This is a genomic window from Streptomyces klenkii, from assembly GCF_003626645.1.
GTDB lineage: Bacteria > Actinomycetota > Actinomycetes > Streptomycetales > Streptomycetaceae > Streptomyces > Streptomyces klenkii.
In genome coordinates, this window is record NZ_RBAM01000003.1 from 359,280 (window position 1) to 377,594 (window position 18,315).

17 protein-coding genes are annotated in these 18,315 nt (G+C 72.2%); 12 read left to right on the top strand and 5 right to left on the bottom strand.

Annotation, left to right across the window (positions count from 1 at the left end; translation table 11 throughout):
* Window positions 1-183 precede the first annotated feature (183 nt).
* The 4 genes from lpdA to D7231_RS08360 all read left to right on the top strand — a co-directional run bounded on the left by lpdA (window position 184) and on the right by D7231_RS08360 (window position 5,421).
* Window positions 184-1,572 carry a dihydrolipoyl dehydrogenase gene (gene lpdA / locus D7231_RS08340; RefSeq protein ID WP_194960971.1) on the top strand — a complete coding sequence of 463 codons (1,389 nt, stop codon included), beginning with the start codon at window positions 184-186 and terminating at the stop codon, window positions 1,570-1,572.
* Window positions 1,573-1,621: 49 nt separating this feature from the next.
* A complete protein-coding gene (gene sucB, locus D7231_RS08345) occupies window positions 1,622-3,409 on the top strand; it encodes a 2-oxoglutarate dehydrogenase, E2 component, dihydrolipoamide succinyltransferase (protein WP_120754299.1) in 1,788 nt (595 codons plus the stop codon).
* A gap of 230 nt (window positions 3,410-3,639) precedes the next feature.
* Entirely contained in the window at window positions 3,640-4,263 is a 624-nt protein-coding gene (locus D7231_RS08355) for a GntR family transcriptional regulator (RefSeq protein WP_120754300.1), read from the top strand.
* Between the two features lie 192 nt (window positions 4,264-4,455).
* Window positions 4,456-5,421 (top strand): helix-turn-helix transcriptional regulator, encoded by a 966-nt coding sequence (locus D7231_RS08360; RefSeq protein ID WP_120754301.1) that lies wholly within the window; start codon window positions 4,456-4,458, stop codon window positions 5,419-5,421.
* Window positions 5,422-5,474: 53 nt separating this feature from the next.
* Here D7231_RS08360 and D7231_RS08365 read toward each other — a convergent pair whose 3' ends face one another.
* Window positions 5,475-6,416: an SDR family oxidoreductase gene (locus D7231_RS08365; protein WP_120754302.1), complete on the bottom strand. Its 942-nt coding sequence runs from the start codon at window positions 6,414-6,416 to the stop codon at window positions 5,475-5,477.
* Between the two features lie 170 nt (window positions 6,417-6,586).
* Here D7231_RS08365 and D7231_RS08370 point away from each other — a divergent pair, with 170 nt between their 5' ends.
* On the top strand, window positions 6,587-7,105 hold the full coding sequence (locus D7231_RS08370) for a DUF4240 domain-containing protein (RefSeq protein ID WP_120754303.1): 519 nt from the start codon (window positions 6,587-6,589) through the stop codon (window positions 7,103-7,105).
* A 23-nt stretch (window positions 7,106-7,128) separates the two neighbouring features.
* On the opposite strand, the gene D7231_RS08375 is transcribed toward D7231_RS08370, so the two are convergent.
* The gene (locus D7231_RS08375) at window positions 7,129-7,623 is read right to left on the bottom strand and encodes a GNAT family N-acetyltransferase (protein WP_120754304.1); all 495 of its coding nucleotides are present in this window, start codon (window positions 7,621-7,623) and stop codon (window positions 7,129-7,131) included.
* Window positions 7,624-7,686: 63 nt separating this feature from the next.
* Here D7231_RS08375 and D7231_RS08380 point away from each other — a divergent pair, with 63 nt between their 5' ends.
* Both D7231_RS08380 and D7231_RS08385 read left to right on the top strand, forming a co-directional pair.
* The gene (locus D7231_RS08380) at window positions 7,687-8,595 is read left to right on the top strand and encodes a TIGR01777 family oxidoreductase (RefSeq protein WP_120754305.1); all 909 of its coding nucleotides are present in this window, start codon (window positions 7,687-7,689) and stop codon (window positions 8,593-8,595) included.
* A gap of 173 nt (window positions 8,596-8,768) precedes the next feature.
* Complete coding sequence (locus tag D7231_RS08385) at window positions 8,769-10,121, top strand: NAD(P)/FAD-dependent oxidoreductase (protein WP_120754306.1); 1,353 nt, start codon at window positions 8,769-8,771, stop codon at window positions 10,119-10,121.
* Between the two features lie 166 nt (window positions 10,122-10,287).
* Here D7231_RS08385 and D7231_RS08390 read toward each other — a convergent pair whose 3' ends face one another.
* Window positions 10,288-11,727 carry an NsdA family TPR-like regulatory protein gene (locus tag D7231_RS08390; protein WP_120754605.1) on the bottom strand — a complete coding sequence of 480 codons (1,440 nt, stop codon included), beginning with the start codon at window positions 11,725-11,727 and terminating at the stop codon, window positions 10,288-10,290.
* A gap of 263 nt (window positions 11,728-11,990) precedes the next feature.
* Here D7231_RS08390 and lipB point away from each other — a divergent pair, with 263 nt between their 5' ends.
* The 4 genes from lipB (at window position 11,991) to D7231_RS08410 (ending at window position 15,141) form a co-directional block, all read left to right on the top strand.
* Window positions 11,991-12,827 (top strand): lipoyl(octanoyl) transferase LipB, encoded by an 837-nt coding sequence (lipB, locus tag D7231_RS08395; RefSeq protein ID WP_120754307.1) that lies wholly within the window; start codon window positions 11,991-11,993, stop codon window positions 12,825-12,827.
* A gap of 139 nt (window positions 12,828-12,966) precedes the next feature.
* Complete coding sequence (gene lipA / locus D7231_RS08400) at window positions 12,967-13,932, top strand: lipoyl synthase (RefSeq protein ID WP_120754308.1); 966 nt, start codon at window positions 12,967-12,969, stop codon at window positions 13,930-13,932.
* A 248-nt stretch (window positions 13,933-14,180) separates the two neighbouring features.
* A complete protein-coding gene (locus tag D7231_RS08405; protein WP_120754309.1) occupies window positions 14,181-14,441 on the top strand; it encodes an SCO2195 family GlnR-regulated protein in 261 nt (86 codons plus the stop codon).
* Window positions 14,442-14,451: 10 nt separating this feature from the next.
* Window positions 14,452-15,141 carry a DUF4191 domain-containing protein gene (locus D7231_RS08410; protein WP_120754310.1) on the top strand — a complete coding sequence of 230 codons (690 nt, stop codon included), beginning with the start codon at window positions 14,452-14,454 and terminating at the stop codon, window positions 15,139-15,141.
* A 102-nt stretch (window positions 15,142-15,243) separates the two neighbouring features.
* On the opposite strand, the gene D7231_RS08415 is transcribed toward D7231_RS08410, so the two are convergent.
* Entirely contained in the window at window positions 15,244-15,711 is a 468-nt protein-coding gene (locus D7231_RS08415; RefSeq protein WP_120754311.1) for an RDD family protein, read from the bottom strand.
* 221 nt (window positions 15,712-15,932) lie between these two features.
* On the opposite strand from D7231_RS08415, the gene glnA reads away from it, so the two are divergent.
* Complete coding sequence (gene glnA / locus D7231_RS08420; protein WP_120754312.1) at window positions 15,933-17,342, top strand: type I glutamate--ammonia ligase; 1,410 nt, start codon at window positions 15,933-15,935, stop codon at window positions 17,340-17,342.
* Window positions 17,343-17,404: 62 nt separating this feature from the next.
* Here the strand turns inward: glnA and D7231_RS08425 are convergent, their stop codons facing one another.
* The gene (locus D7231_RS08425; protein WP_120754313.1) at window positions 17,405-18,313 is read right to left on the bottom strand and encodes a DUF8017 domain-containing protein; all 909 of its coding nucleotides are present in this window, start codon (window positions 18,311-18,313) and stop codon (window positions 17,405-17,407) included.
* Between the last annotated feature and the right edge of the window lie 2 nt (window positions 18,314-18,315).

Here is an 18,315-nt window from a genome sequence, read left to right on the forward strand (position 1 = left end):
CGTGACGCAACAGTCGCCTCTCGGACCGGCCCGGCGTCCCGCCGTCCGTCAACAAATGCGAAGATGTTGTCTCGGCAGGACAGGGCCCCCTTAATCACAGGGCCGAAGAAACGCGGCCGAACGACAGCCGCCGCCCGGTCATCGGTGACCGGATCCGGCGTATCCATGCATGGAGGACGTGACGTGGCGAACGACGCCAGCACCGTTTTCGACCTAGTGATCCTCGGAGGCGGTAGCGGCGGTTACGCCGCTGCCCTGCGCGGAGCGCAGCTGGGTCTGGACGTCGCCCTGATCGAGAAGAACAAGCTTGGCGGGACCTGCCTGCACAACGGCTGCATCCCCACCAAGGCGCTGCTGCACGCCGGTGAGGTCGCGGACCAGGCTCGCGAGAGCGAGCAGTTCGGCGTCAAGGCCACCTTCGAGGGCATCGACATCGAGGGCGTCCACAAGTACAAGGACGACGTGATCGCCGGCCTGTACAAGGGCCTGCAGGGTCTGGTCGCCTCCCGCAAGGTGACGTACATCGAGGGCGAGGGCCGCCTGTCGTCCCCGACCTCCGTCGACGTGAACGGCCGGCGCGTCCAGGGCCGCCACGTGCTGCTCGCGACCGGCTCCGTGCCGAAGTCGCTGCCGGGCCTGGAGATCGACGGCAACCGCATCATCTCCTCGGACCACGCGCTCGTCCTGGACCGCGTGCCGAAGTCCGCGATCATCCTGGGCGGCGGCGTCATCGGCGTCGAGTTCGCCTCCGCGTGGAAGTCGTTCGGCACCGACGTCACCATCGTCGAGGGCCTGAAGCACCTCGTCCCGGTCGAGGACGAGAACAGCTCCAAGCTGCTGGAGCGCGCGTTCCGCAAGCGCGGCATCAAGTTCAACCTCGGCACCTTCTTCCAGAAGGCGGAGTACACCGCCGACGGCGTCAAGGTCACCCTTGCGGACGGCAAGGAGTTCGAGGCCGAGGTGCTGCTGGTCGCCATCGGCCGCGGCCCGGTCTCCCAGGGCCTGGGCTACGAGGAGCAGGGCGTCGCGATGGACCGCGGCTACGTCCTGGTCGACGAGTACATGCGCACCAACGTGCCGACCATCTCGGCCGTCGGTGACCTCGTCCCGACCCTCCAGCTCGCGCACGTCGGCTTCGCAGAGGGCATCCTGGTTGCGGAGCGGCTGGCCGGTCTCAACCCCGTGCCGGTCGACTACGACGGCGTGCCGCGCGTCACGTACTGCCACCCCGAGGTCGCTTCGGTCGGCATCACCGAGGCGAAGGCCAAGGAGCTGTACGGCGCCGACAAGGTCGTCGCTCTGAAGTACAACCTCGCGGGCAACGGCAAGAGCAAGATCCTCAAGACCGCGGGCGAGATCAAGCTCGTCCAGGTCAAGGATGGTGCCGTGGTCGGCGTCCACATGGTCGGCGACCGCATGGGTGAGCAGGTCGGCGAAGCCCAGCTGATCTACAACTGGGAGGCGCTGCCGGCCGAGGTCGCGCAGCTCATCCACGCGCACCCGACGCAGAACGAGGCTCTGGGCGAGGCTCACCTGGCCCTGGCCGGCAAGCCGCTGCACTCGCACGACTAAGTCCCGAGCGCACCACCATCCGCACTATTCGTAAGGAGCAACCGCAACCATGGCGGTTTCCGTAACCCTGCCGGCGCTCGGCGAGAGCGTGTCCGAGGGCACCGTCACCCGTTGGCTCAAGGCCGAGGGTGAGCGCGTGGAGGCCGACGAGCCGCTGCTCGAGGTCTCCACCGACAAGGTCGACACCGAGATCCCGGCCCCCGCGTCCGGCATCCTCGCCTCCATCAAGGTGGCCGAGGACGAGACGGTCGAGGTCGGCGCCGAGCTCGCGATCATCGACGACGGCACCGGCGCCCCTGCCGCTGCCCCCGCCGCCGAGGCTGCCGCTCCGGCCGCCGAGGAGGCCCCCGCCGCTCCGGCTCCGGTCGCCGAGGCCCCCGTGGCCGAGGCGCCCGCCGCTCCGGCCGCTGCCGAGGCTCCGGCCGCCGGCGCCGCCGAGGGCACCGACGTCGTCCTGCCCGCGCTGGGCGAGTCGGTCACCGAGGGCACCGTCACCCGCTGGCTGAAGCAGGTCGGCGAGACGGTCGAGGCCGACGAGCCGCTGCTCGAGGTCTCCACCGACAAGGTCGACACCGAGATCCCGGCCCCGGTTTCCGGCGTGCTGCTGGAGATCGCCGTCGGTGAGGACGAGGTCGCCGAGGTCGGCGCCAAGCTGGCCGTGATCGGTGCCGCGGGTGCGGCTCCGGCCGCTGCCGCTCCGGCCGCCCCGGCCGCTCCCGCCGCCGCCCCGGCTCCGGCTGCTGCTCCGGCTGCTCCGGCCGCCCCGGCTCCGGCTGCTGCCCCCGCCGCCCCGGCTGCTCCGGCCGCCCCGGCTCCGGTCCCCGCGCCGGCCGCTCCGGCCGCCCCCGCGGCCCCGGCTGCCCCGGTCGCTCCGGCTCCGGCCGCCGCTGCCGCCGTCACCGACGGCGCGTACGTCACGCCGCTGGTGCGCAAGCTCGCCGCCGAGAACGCCGTGGACCTCACCTCGGTCCAGGGCACCGGCGTCGGCGGTCGCATCCGCAAGCAGGACGTCCTGGCCGCCGCCGAGGCCGCCAAGGCCGCCGCCCCGGCGCAGGCCGCCCCGGCCGCCGCCGCTCCGGCCGCGCCGAAGGCCGCCCCGCTGCAGGCGTCCCCGCTGCGCGGTCAGACGGTCAAGATGCCGCGCATGCGCAAGGTCATCGCCGACAACATGATGAAGGCGCTGCACGGCCAGGCCCAGCTGAGCTCCGTGGTCGAGGTGGACATCACCAAGATCATGCGGATGCGCAACAAGGCCAAGGACGCCTTCGCCGCCCGTGAGGGCGCCAAGCTGTCCCCGATGCCGTTCTTCGTCAAGGCCGCCGTCCAGGCGCTGAAGGCCCACCCGGTCATCAACGCCCGGATCAACGAGGACGAGGGCACCATCACCTACTTCGACTCCGAGAACGTCGGCATCGCCGTCGACTCGGAGAAGGGCCTGATGACCCCGGTCATCAAGGGTGCGGGTGACCTCAACATCGCGGGCATCGCCAAGAAGACCGCGGAGCTGGCCGGCAAGGTCCGCACCGGCAAGATCAGCCCGGACGAGATGTCCGGCGCGACCTTCACGATCAGCAACACCGGCTCGCGCGGTGCGCTGTTCGACACGGTCATCGTGCCCCCGAACCAGGTCGCCATCCTGGGCATCGGTGCGACCGTCAAGCGCCCGGTGGTCATCAACCACCCGGAGCTGGGCGAGACCATCGCCGTCCGCGACATGACGTACCTGACGCTCTCCTACGACCACCGTCTGGTGGACGGCGCCGACGCCGCCCGCTACCTGACGGCGATCAAGGAGCTCCTGGAGGCCGCCGAGTTCGAGGCCGAGATCGGCCTGTAGTCCTCGCGGCACCGCAGGGCATCAGCAGGGCGCGGCCCCGGCTCGTTTCGTACGAGCCGGGGCCGCGCCCTTGTGCACCGCCGGGGCCGCGCCCTTGTGCACCGCCGGGGCCGCGCCCTTGTGCACCGCCGGGATAATGGCGTCACCGCCTCACCTCCGCGCCCGCACCACCCCACAGCAACCCGCAGCACCCGCACCACCCCGCACCATCCCGCTGAGGAGCTCCTCCCATGGCCACACCCGTCGTGCACTCGCTGCGTGAGCAGATCCGCGAGCACATCCTCGAAGGGATCGTCGGCGGGCGCTGGCAGCCGGGCGAGCGGATCGTCGAGCGGCGGATCGCCACCGAGCTCTCGGTGAGCCAGACGCCGGTGCGCGAGGCGCTGCGCGAGCTGGAGTCGCTGCGGCTGATCGAGTCCTCGCCCAACAAGGGCGTCCGGGTCCGCGAGCTGACCGCCACGGACCTCAAGGAGAGCTATCCCGTACGGGCGGGCCTGGAGCAGGTCGCGGCGGAGCTGGCCGCGCCGGTGCTGGCCGAGGACGTCTCCGCGCTGGAGCCGGAGGTGGCCGCGCTGTACGAGGCGGACCGGGCGGGCGACGGCGAGGCGCAGGTGCGGCACACGGTCGCCTTCCACCGGGAGATCGTGAAGGCCGCGGGCAACGCCGTCCTGCTGCACACCTGGGAGTCGCTGGGCATCGAGGTGTGGACGACGCTGTCGATCCGCTGGCTCAGCCCGGAGCCGCGCACGCACGCGGAGGAGCACGCCGAGATCGTGGCGGCGTTCCGGCGGCGCGACCCGGCGATCGGGGAGCTGCTGAAGGCCCATGTGCTGAGCTGCGCGCCGAGGATCTGAGTCCCTGCCGGGCCCTGTTGGGCCCCAAGGATTGATCGATCATCGATCAGGGGCGTACAGTCTCGTTCGAGCCGTCCCGCGTCGCCCTGTCCTGTGTCGCGGAACGGCTCAGAAGTGACGACAGGAGCCCGTGCGTCTTCCTGCCCTGGCTGCGCACCGGCTCCTGTCGCCACTCCCCTTACCCTGTGAGCCATGCGCGCCGCACGGCTGATCAAGCTGGTCCTGCTGTTGCAGTCCCGGCCGTCCATGACGGGCACCGAGCTGGCCCGGCAGCTGGAGGTCTCCGAGCGCACCGTCGCCCGGGACGTCCTCGCGCTGTCCGAAGCGGGTGTCCCCGTCTACGCCGACCGCGGGCGCGCGGGCGGCTACCGCCTCGTCGGCGGCTACCGCACCCGCCTGACGGGCCTCGGCCGTACGGAGGCGGAGGCGCTGTTCCTGTCCGGGGTGCCCTCCGCGCTGCGCGAGATGGGCCTGGCCGACGCGGCCTCGGCCGCCCGCCTCAAGGTCTCCGCCGCCCTCCTGCCCGAGCTCCGGGACGCCTCGGCGTCCGCGGCCCAGCGCTTCCACCTCGACGCGCCCGGCTGGTGGCGCGAGGGCGACCCGCCGGCCCTGCTGCCCGCGCTCGCGGACGCGGTCTGGGACGACCGCACCGTCACCGCCCGCTACCTGCGCAAGGGCACGGAGGCCGAGCGCGAGCTGGAGCCGTACGGGCTCGTGCTCAAGGGCGGCATCTGGTACGTCGCGGCCCGCGCCGGCGAGCAGTTCCGCGTCTACCGGGTGGACCGCTTCACCTCCGTGGTCTCCGGGGCGGACCGCTTCGAGCGGGACGAGGCGTTCGACCTGCCGGCCTTCTGGGAGGAGCGGGCGGCGGAGTTCGCCCGCTCGATCCTCCGCGACCGGGTCGGGCTGCGCCTCACCCCGGAAGGGGCGAGGCGGCTGCCCCACGTGACGGACCGCGTGGCGGCCACGGAAGCCCTGGAGGCCGCGGGCGCACCGGACGAGCGGGGCCGGGTGACGGTCACCTTGCCGGTGGAGTCCCTGGAGGTGGCTTACGACCAGCTGCTGGCCCTCGGCCCCGAGGCGGAGATCCTGGCCCCTCCCGCGTTCCGCGAGCGCTTCGCGGAGGCGGCGGCACGGACAGCGGCCCTGTACGGCTGAACAGCCCGGACAGTTCAAGCCCGCCCTGGGCGAGCCCTATCCCCCGAGTCACGTCACCGGTAATCCGCCTCCTGCGGGTCCTCCCCCGCGTCCAGGGCCGCGATGTAGCCCCAGGCGTCCGGCTGCGTGCCGTCGGTGTCGGTGAAGCCGTAGGCGCGGGCCAGCTGTCCGCTGGACAGCGACTGCCCGTTCCAGCGCGAGACGCCGGGGTCGCCGGCGAGCGCGGCGACCGCGCGCCCGACGTAGGCGGGGCTCTCCGAGATGCAGAAGTGCGGGTCCTCCTTCAGGGCGTCGCGCCAGGTCTCCTCGGTCACCTTCTTGTACGTGTCGAGCATCGCCTCCGACCGCAGGTATCCGGGCGTGAGGCTGACCGCGCTGCAGCCGACGCCCCGGAGCTCCTCGGCGAGCCCCATGGCCATGCGGATCGGCGCGTACTTGGCGAGGTCGAAGGCGAGGTGGCCGCGGTACCTCGCGTTGTAGCCGGCCGTCCCGTCGGTCATCTCGACCACCAGCCCGCCGGGCCGCCGGCTCAGCAGCGGCAGCGCGTGGCGGCTGGTGATGAGGTGGGAGTCGATGCCGAGCCGCAGGATGCGCAGGTCGGCGTCCAGGTCGTGCTCCCACGACTTCCTGCTGAAGGCGTCGGGAAAGCCGACAAGGTGGTCGCCTCCCCACAGGCCGTTCACGAGCACGTCCAGCCGCCCGTGGTCCCGCTCGATGCGGGCGACGACGGCCTCCACCTGCCCGGGTTCCAGATGGTCCGCGGGCACGGCGATGCCCGTGCCGCCCGCCGCCGTCACCAGTTCGGCGGTCTCCTCGATCGTCTCGGGCCGCCCGACCTCGCTGCGGTGCTCGCGCGTGGTGCGCCCGGTCGCGTAGACGACCGCGCCGGCCCTGCCGAGCTCGACCGCCACGGCCCGGCTCGCGCCGCGGGTGGCTCCCGCCACGAGCGCCACCCTGCCCGCGAGCGGCCGGTCGTCCTGTGTGCGCGTACCCATGTCCTCGGGTCTCCTCTCGTCGGTACGGCCGTGACCCTGTCACCGAATCAAGACACCCTCTGTCCTGTTTCGCGCGTCACACCACGCCCGGTGTGACGCCCCGATAACGAGACGGCCGCATCCGCTGCGCTCCGCGTGCGGCGTGGGGTGCTTGGCCCGATGCTGGTGGCGTGGACGAGACGGAGTTCTGGGAGCTGATCGACGCGACGCGCGAGGCGGCCGACGGCGACGCCGAGGACCAGGCGGACATGCTGGTCGACCGGCTGATGCAGCTCGACCCCGAGCGCGTGGTGGACTTCGCCCGGCACTTCGAGTCCCGCTACAACCGCTCGTACACCTGGGACCTGTGGGGCGCGGCCGTCATCCTGCTGAGCGGCGCGAGCGACGACGCCTTCGACTACTTCCGGTGCTGGCTGATCGGCCAGGGCCGGGAGGTCTTCGAGGGCGGGATACACGACCCGGACCACCTCGCCGAGTTGCTGGAGGACTTCGACGAGGAGGTCGACGGGGACGGCGAGGACCTCGGCTACGCGGCCGACGAGGCGTACGAGCAGCTCACCGGGGCGGAGACGCCGGACCTGGGGCTGCCCGACCAGCCGGCGGAGCCCACCGGAACGCCCATCGACCCGGAGGACGAGGCGGCGCTCGCCGAGCGCTTCCCCCGCCTGTGGGCGCGCTTCAGGGAGTAGCCACACCCCGGTAGGGGCGCGGCTCAGGCAGTGAGCAGGCGGCCCATCAGCACGTCGTCGACGTAGCCGCCGTCCAGCAGGAACTCCCCCGGCAGCACGCCCTCCACGGCGAAGCCCTCCGCCTCGTAGAGGCTGCGGGCGGGCGCGTTGTGCGCGAGGACGCGCAGCGTGATCCGCGTCGCCCCCTGCCGGCGCGCCTCCTCCATCGCCGCCCGCACCAGCGCCCGGCCGAGGCCGTGCCCGCGGAAGGCGTCGTCCACGGCGAGGCCCTGGATCTGGCGCACGTGGGCGTTGACGGCGAGCGGCGTGGGCGGCACCAGCCGTATGTACCCCGCGTGCCGGCCGCCGGCGTCGGCCACCAGGATGTGCCCGGGCCGGTTCCGCTCGGTGAAGAAGGGCCCGTAGGGCGGCTCGGGCCGCGGCTGGACGGCGTGCAGCGTGGACCAGGTGCGGGCGTCGAGCTCCGCCAGCGGGCCGTCGTCGGCCTCCGTGGCCGCGCGGATGATCAGGTTCTCCATGGGGTCACTGTGCCAGGCGTGCCCCGCCCCTCCTGAGTCATTTTTTACGGGCCCGGGGGCAGGATGGGCCGTATGCGGATCGCGATCACCGGTTCCTCCGGGCTCATCGGCACGGCGCTCGTGCGCTCCTTGTACGCGGACGGCCACGAGGTGGTGCGCCTCGTGCGGCGCCCGGCCCGCGCGCGGGGCGAGGTCTCCTGGGACCCGGTGCGCCAGACCGTCGACGCGGCCGGGCTCGCCGGCTGCACGGGCGTGGTGCACCTGGCGGGCGCGGGCGTGGGCGACCACCGCTGGACCGCCGCCTACAAGAAGGAGATCCGGGACAGCCGGGTCCTCGGCACCGCCGCGATCGCCGAGGCCGTCGCCTCCCTCGACACCCCGCCGCGGGTGCTGGTCAGCGGCAGCGCGATCGGCATCTACGGCGACACCGGCGACCGGCTCACCGACGAGAACACCCCGCCCGGGCACGGCTTCCTCGCCGACGTCTGCCAGCAGTGGGAGGAGGCCACCGTGGCCGCCGCCGAGGCGGGCGTACGGACCGTGTACGCGCGTACGGGGCTCGTCGTGTCCCGGCGGGGCGGGGCGTGGAAGAAGCTCTTCCCGCTCTTCCGGGCGGGGCTCGGGGGGCGCATGGGCAGCGGCCGGCAGTACTGGAGCTTCATCGCCCTCCAGGACCACGTCGCCGCGCTCCGGCACCTCCTGGAGGACACGTCGCTGTCCGGACCCGTCAATCTGACCGCGCCGCATCCGGTCACCAACCGTCAGCTCACCGAGGTCATGGGGCGGGTGCTGCACCGCCCGGCGCTGCTCCCCGTGCCCGCCCCCGCGCTCCGGCTGGCCCTCGGCGAGATGGCCTCCGACGTGCTGGGCAGCCAGCGGGTCGTGCCCCGGCGGCTGCTGGACTCCGGGTTCTCCTTCGCGTTCCCGGACGCCGAGAGCGCCGTACGGGCCGCGCTGGCGGACACACGGTGACCACGGACCGCGCACGGGGCCGCTCGCCGTGCTACCCGCTGTGCGACCGTGCCCTGTCCGTGCGCGACTGTTATTGACCGAATTTCTCTCTACGGTCATGTCAAATCGCGCATCGGCGCTGCCCGTTGAGGGCATCAGGGCACCGAGCGAGCGGACCGAATCCGGGAGGGCACGTGCTCAGCAGCGCACGCGACACCGCTATCGACGCCGACGTCGTCATCGTGGGAGCCGGCCTCGCCGGGCTCTCCGCGGCCCACCGGCTCACGGCCGCCGGGGTATCGGTCGTCGTCCTGGAGGCCGCCCCCTACGTCGGCGGGCGGATGACCACCGACCGGGCCGACGGCTTCCTGCTGGACCGGACGGCCCAGCTGCTCAACACCTCCTTCCCGGAGCTGCTCCGCACGCCCGGCCTGGACGCCCTCGTGCTGCGGCCGTTCACCCCGGGAGTGCTCGTCCACGCCGACGGGCGCAACCAGCGCACGGGCGAACCGCGCTCCACGAAGCGCGCGTTCCCCACGGCACGGGCCCTCGCGACCGCCGCCCGCGCCTCGCGGACGGCACGGGCGGCGCGGGCGTCCCGGGCCGGCGGCCTCGACCAGGCCCGCCTGGGCACCGCGCTGGGCCGCCTCGCGGCGCTGCCCGCCCACCGCGTCCTCGCCCGCCCCGACCGGCCCACCGCCGAGACGCTCGCCGGGCGCGGTCTGCCGGCCCGCACCGTCGAGGGCTTCCTGCGGCCCCTCCTGGCGTCCCTGCTGTGCGATCCGGACCTCACGACGTCGAGCCGCTGCGCCGACCTCGTGCTGCGGGACTACGCGCGTGGCCACCTCTGTCTGCCGGCCGGCGGGGCGGACACCGTACCGGCGCTGCTCGCCTCGCTGCTGCCGCCCGGCACGGTGCGGACCGGCGTCCACGCCAAGGCCGCCTGCACGACGTCCGTGTCCACCGCCGGGCACGGTGAGCTGCGCTGCCGCTCGGTCGTCGTGGCCACCGGTGCGCGCGCCGCGGCCGAGCTCATCCCGGGCCTGCGGATGCCCGGCTTCCATCCGGTGACGGTGCTGCACCACACCGCCCCCGAGGCGCCCTTGCGCGAGGCCTCGCTCATCATCGCGGCGGGGCGGCGCGGGCCCGTCGCGCACACCATGGTGGCCAGCGAGGTGGACCCCTCGCGGGCGCCCGCGGGGCGGCCCCTGATCACCTCGACGGTGCTGGGCGCGGCGGCCTCGCTGCCCACCGCCGAACTGGACCGCGCCGCGCGGGCCCAACTGGCCCGGGTCTACGGCACCCCGACCGGCGACTGGCAGCTCCTCGGCGCCCACCACGACCCCGAGGCCGTCCCGGCCATGCCGGCCCCGCACGACGTCCGGCGCCCGGTGCGGCTGCTGTCGGGCCTCTACGTCTGCGGCGACCACCGCGACACGAGCACGGTCCAGGGCGCCCTGTTCTCAGGCCGCAGGGCGGCCCTGGCAGTCCTCCGCGACCTGGGCATCCGAGCCCCCCAGGACTCCGAGGAACTCCAGGCGGCGTAGCGCCTCCGGCCTGGGCCCGCTCGTACAACACCGCTTGTTCGGCACCGCCGGTATCCCCGGTGGGGGCTGATCACCGCTGCGGCGGCTCCAAGAAGCCGGGGCTTCTTGGAAGAACATCCCGCCGCGACGGCGAGCAACCCCCACCGGAGGTGGCCCGGGGGCGGCCCTAAAGGACCGCCACCTTCTCCCGGTACGCCCGCACCGCCGCCGCGTCCCGGTACGGTTCGAGCCGCCGCTCGAAGTCCCGGATGTACTCCAGCGCCCGCACCGACCGCATCTCCGCCGCCGCCTGCGCGGCCTCCGCCCCCAGCTGGCACGCCTGCTCCAGCTCGCCGAGCCCGAGCCGCGCCGTGGCCAGCACCACCCGGCAGAAGAGCCGGCTGCGGGCGTACGCCTGGCTGCGGAGCTGCAACGAGCGCTCGGCGTGCTGCGCCGCGGCCCGGTACTGCTGGAGATCGCGGTGGCAGTGCCCGAACTCGTCCGCCAGCTGGGCCTCGTCGAAGAAGCGCGCCCAGTACGGCACGTCGTCGCCCGGGCGGGCGGACTCCAGGGCCCGCTCCGCCCGCGCCAGCGACGCCGAGCAGGCCCGTACCTCGCCGAGCACCCCGTGCCCGCGGGCCTCCACCGCGTGGAGCAGCGACTGCACCACCGACGGCGCGCTGGAGCCGACGCCCTGCTGGGCGACCCGGGCCAGCTGGACGGCTTCCCGGCCGTGGCCGAGGTAGACCGCCTGCCGGCTCATGGTGACGAGCACGTAGCTGCCGTAGGAGCGGTCCCCCGCGGCCTGGGCGAGCCGCAGCGCCTGGACGAAGTACCGCTGCGCCAGCCCGTGCGCGGCGATGTCGTACGACGTCCATCCGGCGAGCCGGGTGAGGTCGGCGACGGCGGCGAAGAGCCGGCGCCCGGTCGCCTCCCCGTACGTGCCGCGCAGCATCGGCTCGGCCTCGTGCTCCAGGTACCGCACGAGGGCCTGGCGGGCGTGCCCGCCGCCGTACGCGTGGTCGAGCGTGCGGAAGAGCTCGCCGACCGAGCGCAGCGCCGCGATGTCGCCCATCGAGACCCGGCCGCCGGGCCCGCGCTCGACCTGCCGCTGGCGGGGCTGGTGCGCGCGCCCCTGGGCCGGGACCCGGCCGCCCTCGGCGGCGGGCGCCCCGCGGGCGACCCGCTCGTCGGCGCGGCCGATCAGCCAGTCCCGGCTGGGCACCACGAGCCCGGCCGGGGTGAAGGCGATCTTCCGGAGCTCGGTGTGGCTGCCGGAGTCCTTGCGCCAGAGGCCGCTGACGATGTCAATGGCTTCTTCCGGGGACGCGGCGAATTCGAGCCCCGCGTACACCGGGGCGCAGGCGTCCAGGCCCAGGTCCTGCGCGGACAGCCGCCGCCCGAGCCGCCGGGTGAAGACCTCGGCGATCAGCGCCGGGGTGGTGCCCCGGGGCTGCTGGCCGCGCAGCCAGCGGGTGACGGACGTCTTGTCGTAACGCAGGTCGAGGCCGTGCTCAAGCCCTAACTGATCGACTCGCCGAGCCAGCCCTGCGTTGGAGAAGCCCGCCTCCGCGATCAACGCGGCGAGCTGACGGTTGGGGATGCGCTGCGGGGGTCGTTCCGTCATCAGCCTGCCGGTCTCCCTGATCTCGTTCTGGAACGGCGCGAACTTAGCGGTCCCCAACGCCCTGATCGCTCCCTTCGCCCCGCATTCATCCGATCGTGTGAGGACAGATCAAATACACCCGGACGGCGCTCCGGACCCCCTCACCCCGCCGTGGCGGTCCGGGACCGCCCCTCAGCCCGCCGTGCACCGCCCGCCTGCGGCGATGTCGGCGGGCGGCCGTACAGTGGCAAAGGAGCAAGTCGAAGAGAAGCTGAGGAGCCGCCGTGAGTGAGCTGCGCTTCGTCCACCTGGGCTTCGGGGCGGACGCCGTCGAGTATCAGGAGGCGTGGCAGGAGCAGCGGCGGGTCCACGCCGCCCGGTTCGCGGACGAGATCCCGGACACCTGCCTGCTGCTGGAGCACCCGGCGGTCTACACCGCGGGACGGCGCACGGAGGACAGCGAGCGCCCCCTGGACGGCACCCCCGTGGTTGACGTCGACCGCGGCGGGAAAATCACCTGGCACGGCCCGGGCCAGCTCGTCGGCTACCCCATCCTCAAGCTGCCGCGCCCGGTGGATGTGATCGCGCACGTCCGCCGCCTGGAGGAGGCACTCATCCGCGCCTGCGCGGAGCTGGGCCTGGAAACCACGCGCGTGGAGGGCCGCAGCGGCGTCTGGGTGCTGGGCGACCCCGTCGAGCAGCGCCCCGCGATCGGCGGCCTGTCCCTGGACTTCGACCCGCGGCTGACGGACGAGGAGTTCGACCCCCGGCTGAACGGCCCGGAGTACGCCCCGTCCAACGCCGGCCAGCGCCGCGAGGACCGCAAGCTGGCGGCGATCGGCATCCGGATCGCCAAGGGCGTGACGATGCACGGCTTCGCGCTGAACTGTGATCCTGACAACACCTGGTTCGACCGGATCGTGCCGTGCGGCATCCGGGACGCGGGCGTGACCTCCCTCTCGAACGAGCTGGGCCGGCGGGTGTCCGTGGCCGAGGTCCTGCCGGTGGTGGAGAAGCACCTGCGGGAGATCCTGGAGTCGGCGGAGCCGCGGCCGCGCCCCGTAGCAGCGGGGGCGGCGAGCGGCACGGCCGGGGTGACCGAGGCGGCCGGGGCGAGCTAGCCCGCGGGGCCGGTGGGGAGCCGGTGGGGGAATGTGCCCGGGCCTTCATGAGTTGCCCAGGGCACAGGAATGACGAGCGTAGGAAATAACGGGCGTACCCTGGTGTCCGCCGAGGAATCGAAGTCATAGGGAGCCGGACGTGTCGGCAGTCGCACCCGACGGACGCAAGATGCTGCGCTTGGAGGTCCGGAACGCCCAGACCCCCATCGAGCGCAAGCCCGAGTGGATCAAGACGCGGGCGAAGATGGGCCCCGAGTACACCTCGCTCCAGGGCCTGGTGAAGCGCGAGGGCCTGCACACCGTGTGCCAGGAGGCGGGCTGCCCCAACATCTACGAGTGCTGGGAGGACCGCGAGGCCACGTTCCTCATCGGCGGCGACCAGTGCACCCGGCGCTGTGACTTCTGCCAGATCGACACCGGCAAGCCCGAGGCCCTGGACCGGGACGAGCCGCGCCGCGTCGGCGAGTCGGTCGTCACGATGGACCTGAACTACGCCACGATCACCGGCGTCGCCCGCGACGACCTGGCCGACGGCGGCGCCTGGCTGTACGCGGAGACCGTGCGCCAGATCCACCAGCAGACCACGGAGCGCGAGGCCGGCCGGACCAAGGTCGAGCTGCTCGCGCCGGACTTCAACGCGGTCCCCGAGCTGCTGGACGAGGTCTTCGCCTCGCGCCCCGAGGTCTTCGCGCACAACGTCGAGACCGTGCCCCGGATCTTCCGCCGCATCCGCCCCGGCTTCCGCTACGAGCGCTCGCTCGAGGTCATCACCAAGGCCCGCGAGGCCGGTCTGGTGACCAAGTCCAACCTGATCCTGGGCATGGGCGAGGAGCGGGCCGAGGTCAGCGAGGCGCTGCGCGACCTGCACGAGGCGGGCTGCGAGCTCATCACCATCACCCAGTACCTGCGGCCGTCGCCGCGGCACCACCCGGTGGAGCGCTGGGTGAAGCCGCAGGAGTTCGTCGAGCTGAAGGACGAGGCGGAGGAGATCGGCTACGCCGGCGTCATGTCCGGCCCCCTGGTCCGTTCGTCGTACCGCGCCGGTCGCCTCTACCAGCAGGCGATGGAGCGGCGCGCGGCCGCCCCGTCGACCCAGGCGGTCTGACCTGCGGCTCCGGCCCTGCGCACACTCATGGACGCGGCCCGTGTCTCCCCTGCCGGACGGTGGGGGAAGGTACGGGCCGCGTCAACGTTTCATAGGTGTTTGACCAAGAGGTCATCCATTGGTAACACCGTTCCGTGACGATGGGGGTACGCACAGCAGTTCCCGGTACGTACATCCCTTCCCCGCCGGTACGCACCTCCAGCCCCCCGCTGCCCACTGATCACTTCCGCTCCCGAGGGGACAACGACATGCAGGCCGCGCCCGCCCACGCAGCCGTGGCGACAGCCACCCGCGCCGCTTCCGCCCTGCCCACCACGCTCGCCGTGCGCCCCCCGTCCGTCACCGGGGCCCTGCGGGCCCTGGAGGGGCTGCTGATGCGCGGCGGCCAGCGCACCGCGCGGCGGAACGCCTGGACCGCGGTGCTGGAGGACCGCCGCCGGGCCAAGGACCGGCGCGAGGCGCAGCACGTGCTGGAGGCCGTGGCGGCCCCCGGTCCGCAGGCGACGTAAACTTCGCCTTATGGCGAGGAAGGCAACACCTGAGACTGAGAAGCAGGGGCGACTCCAGCAGATCGTCCTGTCCTACAAGATGACGCGAGAGGCTGACCCGAAGGTCGGTCTTGTCGTCGCGGGCGTGGGCATCGTGACCCTCGGTGTCCTGCTCGCCGTGGGCTTTGCCATCGGCCACCCGGTCTACCTGGGCATTCTCGGCGTTCTGCTGGCGTTCCTCGCGATGGCCATCGTCTTCGGGCAGCGCGCCCAGCGCGCCTACCAGAACAAGATCGAGGGCCAGCGCGGCGCGGCCGCGGCCATCATGGAAGGCCAGATGGGCCGCCAGTGGACGACGACGACCGCCGTCGCGTTCAACCGCGACGAGGACATGGTCCACCGCGCGATCGGCAAGGCCGGCATCGTGCTCATCGGCGAGGGCAACCCCGGCCGGGTCAAGGCCCTGCTGGCGGCCGAGAAGCGCAAGATGGCGCGCATCGTGACGGACGTCCCGGTGCACGACTTCATCATCGGCAACGGCGAGGGCCAGCTGCCGCTGAAGAAGCTGCGCACGACGCTGGCGAAGCTGCCGCGCGTGGTCCCGGGCGACAAGGTGACGACGACCACCGACCGGCTGCGGGCCATGGGCGACCCGATGAAGAACATGCCGATCCCGAAGGGTCCGCTGCCGAAGGGCGCGCGGATGCCGAAGGGCCGCTAGAAGGCACATCGCTGGAAGGCACACAGCAAACGACGAGGGCGGGGCGGAAACCTTTACGGTTTCCGCCCCGCCCTCGTCGTTGCTCTCTTGCCGGCCGTTCTGTCAGATCCGCACCTGGACGGCGCGTGCGAGCCGGTCGTGGAGCCCGCGGGTGTCGCGGTCCCAGATGACGGCCGGGATGACGACGACGAGGAGTACGCTGCGGAAGAGGACGCGGGGCAGGGAGAGCCGGCCCCCGCCCTCGGCGACGACGCGCAGCCCGAGGAGGCGCTTGCCGGGGGTGCAGCCGACCGTACCGACGGTGACGACACTGAGTACGAAGAAGATCAGCAGCGCCCAGTTCCCGGCCTGCTGGGGCTTGCCGTCCGCGAGGAAGGCGTAGGCGATGAGCATGCACAGCGCCCAGTCGATGAAGACGGCGCCGAGGCGCCGCCCGAGCGGGGCGATGGCGCCGGGCCCGTCCGCCGGGAGCCCGAGGCGCTCGCCCCGGTGCCCGAAGTCGACGCCCATCTCCTCGGCGGCCGCGCGCGGGCCGGAGAGCCATGAGCCGATTGCTTGCCTGTTGTCCACCCGTCCACGGTACTGCGCCCGCATTCGTTCCCTTCCGCCCGGGGTCGGAAGGCCGTGTTACACAGCACATCCGGGCCGCACCCCGGTTAACCTCGGCGAAACAAATGGGTCATGCCCGGGAAATCCCGTCTCTCTAGGGTCGGCCGCAGCGCGCCGGTGCGATACGGACCGCGCCACCGAAGCAATCCCCGACCGCGTACGGCCGGGCTAGGAGGAGTTGGATGTTCCAGAACGCCGACGAGGCCAAGAAGTTCATCTCGGATGAGGACGTCAAGTTCGTCGACGTCCGATTCTGCGACCTGCCTGGCGTGATGCAGCACTTCACGATCCCGGCCGCGGCCTTCGACCCGAACGAGGAGCTCGCCTTCGACGGCTCCTCGATCCGCGGTTTCCAGGCGATCCACGAGTCCGACATGGCCCTGCGCGCGGACCTGTCCACGGCCCGCATGGACCCGTTCCGCCGGGACAAGACGCTTAACATCAACTTCTTCATCCACGACCCGATCACGGGCGAGCAGTACAGCCGCGACCCGCGCAACATCGCCAAGAAGGCCGAGGCCTACCTCGCCTCCACGGGCATCGCGGACACCGCGTACTTCGGCCCGGAGGCCGAGTTCTACGTCTTCGACAGCGTGCGCTTCAACACCGCGGCGAACGAGTCCTTCTACCACATCGACTCCGAGGCCGGCGCCTGGAACACCGGTGCGGTCGAGGACAACCGCGGTTACAAGGTCCGCTACAAGGGCGGCTACTTCCCGGCCCCGCCGGTCGACCACTTCGCCGACCTGCGCGCGGAGATCTCCCTGGAGCTGGACAAGGCCGGCCTCCAGGTCGAGCGCCAGCACCACGAGGTCGGCACCGCCGGCCAGGCCGAGATCAACTACAAGTTCAACACGCTGCTCGCCGCCGCCGACGACCTGATGCTCTTCAAGTACATCGTGAAGAACGTCGCCTGGCGCAACGGCAAGACCGCCACCTTCATGCCGAAGCCGATCTTCGGCGACAACGGCTCGGGCATGCACGTCCACCAGTCCCTGTGGAGCAACGGCGACCCGCTCTTCTACGACGAGCAGGGCTACGCCGGCCTGTCGGACACCGCCCGCTACTACATCGGCGGCATCCTCAAGCACGCCCCGTCGCTGCTGGCCTTCACCAACCCGACGGTGAACTCCTACCACCGCCTGGTCCCCGGCTTCGAGGCCCCGGTCAACCTGGTCTACTCCCAGCGCAACCGCTCCGCCGCCATGCGCATCCCGATCACGGGCTCCAACCCGAAGGCCAAGCGCGTCGAGTTCCGCGCCCCGGACCCGTCCTCGAACCCGTACCTCGCCTTCTCGGCCCTCCTCCTGGCCGGCCTCGACGGCGTCAAGAACAAGATCGAGCCCGCCGAGCCGATCGACAAGGACCTCTACGAGCTCGCCCCCGACGAGCACGCCAACGTCCCCCAGGTCCCGACGTCCCTCCCGGCCGTCCTCGAGGCCCTCGAGGCCGACAACGAGTACCTCCAGGCCGGCGGCGTCTTCACCTCCGACCTGATCGAGACCTGGATCGACTACAAGCGCACCAACGAAATCGCCCCGATCCAGCTCCGCCCGCACCCGCACGAGTTCGAGATGTACTTCGACATCTAAGACGCCGGGCTGACCAGTGCGGGCCGCTACCCGAATCCGGGTGGCGGCCCGCATTCGTTGTGCTACTTGGCGGGGTCCATGAGGCGGACCGTGCTGAGGATTTTGCGGACGGTGTCGTCCGGGAGTTCGTTCTTGACGTCCTTTGCGGCGAAGAGGGTCCAGGACGTGTATTCGTTGCCCTTGGGGTTTTTGAAGACGAAGGCGGTGGCCTTGCCGTCGGAGGCGCACTTGTTCTTCTTCGGGACGCCCGAGGCGGCGGACGTGACCAGGGTGCCGGAGAGGCCGGACTTGGTGGTGTACTGCTCCGCCGGGGCGGATTTGATCTTCTTCTTGTCGGGCTGGGTGTAAAAGCCGTAGAGCCAGGCCTCGGCGTTGGCGCGGGCGGCGGCCTCGGGGTCCTGGCCGCGTTCGCTGCGGGAGCCGGCCGCGGCGAGGGCCATGTTCTCCTTCTTGTCACCGCTGCCGGAGCTGCACCACGCCGGGTCGAGCATCGCCGGTGCCATGAAGGCGACGAGCGGCTTGTCTTCGGGGTCGTCGTTCTCGGCGACGTAGGTGACCCAGTCGGTCTGCTTGCGGTCCCATTCGGGGGGCACGTCGAAGGCGACGCCCTTCGCGGGGTTCGTGACGACCTTCCAACCGGGGACGACCGGCTTGGGGTCGTGGTCCGCGCGCGGGTTGTCGGTGCCGGCCGACGCTCCGGGGTCCGTGCTCGGGGCGGGCGACGAGGGGCTCGTGGCGGGCTTCGGGTCCTTCGCCTCGGCGTCCTTGTCGCCGCCTAGGACGAGGAAGCCGGTGACGCCCGCGGCGATGACGACCGCCGTCGCCGCGGCTATGGCTATGACCTTCGTTCTGTTTCCCCCGCCTCGTGGTGGCTGCGGCGGCGGCCCGTACGGGCTCGGCTGCTGATACGGATTCGCTTGCCCGCCCTGCGGATGCCGCGGGTCCCCCGGAGACTGCTGTCCTTGCCACATAG

Coding starts and splice junctions, on each gene's coding strand:
- D7231_RS08405 (WP_120754309.1), top strand. CDS start 14,181: ATGCAGGCCGCGCCCGCCCACGCAGCCGTGGCGACAGCCACCCGCGCC.
- D7231_RS08365 (WP_120754302.1), bottom strand. CDS start 6,416: ATGGGTACGCGCACACAGGACGACCGGCCGCTCGCGGGCAGGGTGGCG.
- D7231_RS08410 (WP_120754310.1), top strand. CDS start 14,452: ATGGCGAGGAAGGCAACACCTGAGACTGAGAAGCAGGGGCGACTCCAG.
- D7231_RS08375 (WP_120754304.1), bottom strand. CDS start 7,623: ATGGAGAACCTGATCATCCGCGCGGCCACGGAGGCCGACGACGGCCCG.
- D7231_RS08360 (WP_120754301.1), top strand. CDS start 4,456: ATGCGCGCCGCACGGCTGATCAAGCTGGTCCTGCTGTTGCAGTCCCGG.
- glnA (WP_120754312.1), top strand. CDS start 15,933: ATGTTCCAGAACGCCGACGAGGCCAAGAAGTTCATCTCGGATGAGGAC.
- D7231_RS08425 (WP_120754313.1), bottom strand. CDS start 18,313: ATGTGGCAAGGACAGCAGTCTCCGGGGGACCCGCGGCATCCGCAGGGC.
- sucB (WP_120754299.1), top strand. CDS start 1,622: ATGGCGGTTTCCGTAACCCTGCCGGCGCTCGGCGAGAGCGTGTCCGAG.
- D7231_RS08380 (WP_120754305.1), top strand. CDS start 7,687: ATGGGCCGTATGCGGATCGCGATCACCGGTTCCTCCGGGCTCATCGGC.
- D7231_RS08355 (WP_120754300.1), top strand. CDS start 3,640: ATGGCCACACCCGTCGTGCACTCGCTGCGTGAGCAGATCCGCGAGCAC.
- D7231_RS08390 (WP_120754605.1), bottom strand. CDS start 11,727: ATGACGGAACGACCCCCGCAGCGCATCCCCAACCGTCAGCTCGCCGCG.